Origin of the sequence: Aquiflexum sp., assembly GCF_041751335.1 — a bacterium.
Classification (GTDB): Bacteria; Bacteroidota; Bacteroidia; order Cytophagales; family Cyclobacteriaceae; genus Aquiflexum.
In genome coordinates, this window is the sequence record NZ_JBGSXS010000104.1 from 1 (window position 1) to 2172 (window position 2172).

Sequence of the window (2172 nt, forward strand, 5' to 3'; positions counted from 1 at the left end):
CGCCCTCAAATGGATTGGCGCAAATGGAACGGATGATTCCCTTCATTTCTGCATTGATTTGCCCGGGATGGCTTGAGGCTACTTGGGAGCTTTTTATATCAATACTTTTTTTAAGGGCTTCTGTGATTTTGTCTTCTGAGCAAAAAGTATCGAAGAAATAGTCCGATCGGAGATTGATGTTAAATGTTTCCAATTTTCCCAAAGGCAACAAGTGTTCTCCCTCAGTTTGAGTTAAATGAATGGCATTATGAGAATTTGGAGTCAGTGCCTGCTTTTGTGGATAGCTGTAAAACCGGGAGTTTATTTCCCCTTGCAATAAAAATGGAAAGTTGACACTGTTTTCCTGGGTCTCTGTTTTGAGTTTGATGTTTGGCTCCAATCGAATGTTTCCATACATCAGGGACAAGCTCGGCGTTGCCAACACCTTACAATTCACTTCACCGTAATTAATATTCGAAAAATTCAAAATCAATTCTTGAAGGTTTGGCTTTGAGGATATCAGATCAACCTTGCCGGTAAGGTCAAGTGGGCTAGATTGCTTCGGACTTAAGAGCGATAAATTCATATTCTTCAGGTATTCTGGATCACAAATTGAAAGGCACCTCTATTCTGGTGCCATTGGTATCCAAAGTTTCAAGTTCATTATAACCGTCCCAAATTTTACTTAGTATAAGGCAATTTGCATCGATTTTAGGAAAAAACCAATAAACCTAAGCAGATTTCAATCTTGTTTTTTTTTCCAACGGTCTGATATTGATCATTTTATGGAGATGGGTCCTTCCCCTGCTCATTTGGGATTTTGTAAATAGAAGTATTATCACGGATGTACCCCACAGAGCGAAAAGTGATAAATGGTATGACTTTTAATATTGCTCCCAGACAAAAAACAAATCACAGGCAACCTAACACCCACTTTTTCAATCATCACAAGTATAAATCATTGTTTACTTAACCAACTTATACAAATGAAAAACAAAACAATTATTCCCTTAGGGCTATCCTTGATAGCTGTTTTGGGCCTGAGTGAATGCCAACAGCCTGCAAAGTCAGAATTGCCTGAACTTAAACAAAGTGAAGCTTTTAATGGATTTCAGACACTGGAAGAATATGGCAGGCATCTAACCTTGGTGTCCGGCTGCCATGATTGCCATACACCCAAGAAAATGGGACCCAATGGACCCGAACTGGATATGGAATTTCAGCTTTCCGGTCACCCGACAGCAATTCCCCTACCCGAACTCGACCGAGCTGATTTAGAGCAAAAAGGAGTAGCTGCTACTCAGACGCTCACAGCGTGGATCGGACCTTGGGGGATCTCTTATGCAGCTAACCTAACCCCCGATGAGGATACAGGAATCGGATTCTGGACTGAAGAGCAATTTTCCATTGCCCTTAGGGAAGGGAGATATAAAGGTATAAAAACAGCCAGACAATTATTGCCTCCAATGCCATGGGATATGTACAGCCATATGACAGATCAGGAAACTAAGGCGATTTATGCGTACCTGAAATCCATCAAGCCTATCAATAACCTCGTTCCCAATGCGGTACCTCCAACTCATGCCATGAATTAATCTAAAAAAAATTATAAGTTTTATAAAATTATTAAAATGGTTATACGCTTGTTTGCCAGTAACCCAATATACTACTTCAAACAGGTTGGAAGTCCGATGTCGGAAGTCCGATGTACCGGACATTTAAGCTTCCTGGCGAGAATAATATTGAATTACCATTTTACTGGCAACTTTGCGTACAAACATGAATATTAACCTTTAAAAAAATTATTCCAATGAAAAATTTATTAATTGTCGCATTCTTAATGTCATTTGTCTTGATTTCTTGTGAATCCTTTGAGCCCGAGTCCGAACTCCCTATCCTTGAGAAGGAAAAAAAGGTTCTCTTTGAGTTTTTCACAGACAAGGATTATAGCTCCGCGCAGTATGATACCTATTTTGTCAATTTAAATGTAGGAGTGAGCCTCGTGGATAAGAAAACAGCGCAGGAAATTAAAATTTTGGAAGAATCTACAGGCTGGATTCCTTTTAAAGATATTCCAAGCGGATTAAATAAAATCAAATTTGAAAAATTGGTGCCGGTGGATATAAATAGGTATCATGTGATCTACGGATATTCTCATCAGGTCAGGATTGGTGAAACCATTCAGATGAAGGC

General features: G+C 39.4%; 3 protein-coding genes. 2 read left to right on the plus strand and 1 reads right to left on the minus strand.

Annotated features, from left to right (window positions below; translation table 11 throughout):
- Window positions 1-565, minus strand: a 565-nt coding sequence (locus tag ACEW8U_RS06015) for a hypothetical protein (RefSeq protein ID WP_373521135.1), incomplete at its 3' end; no start/stop codon positions are given.
- 400 nt (window positions 566-965) lie between these two features.
- Between ACEW8U_RS06015 and ACEW8U_RS06020 the strand changes: the two genes are divergently transcribed.
- Together ACEW8U_RS06020 and ACEW8U_RS06025 are read left to right on the plus strand one after the other, a co-directional pair.
- Window positions 966-1574, plus strand: coding sequence for a c-type cytochrome (locus ACEW8U_RS06020; RefSeq protein WP_373521136.1), 609 nt, complete (start codon window positions 966-968; stop codon window positions 1572-1574).
- 215 nt (window positions 1575-1789) lie between these two features.
- The coding region (locus tag ACEW8U_RS06025) for a hypothetical protein (RefSeq protein WP_373521137.1) at window positions 1790-2172 on the plus strand (383 nt) is incomplete at its 3' end.

Coding starts and splice junctions, on each gene's coding strand:
- ACEW8U_RS06020 (WP_373521136.1), top strand. CDS start 966: ATGAAAAACAAAACAATTATTCCCTTAGGGCTATCCTTGATAGCTGTT.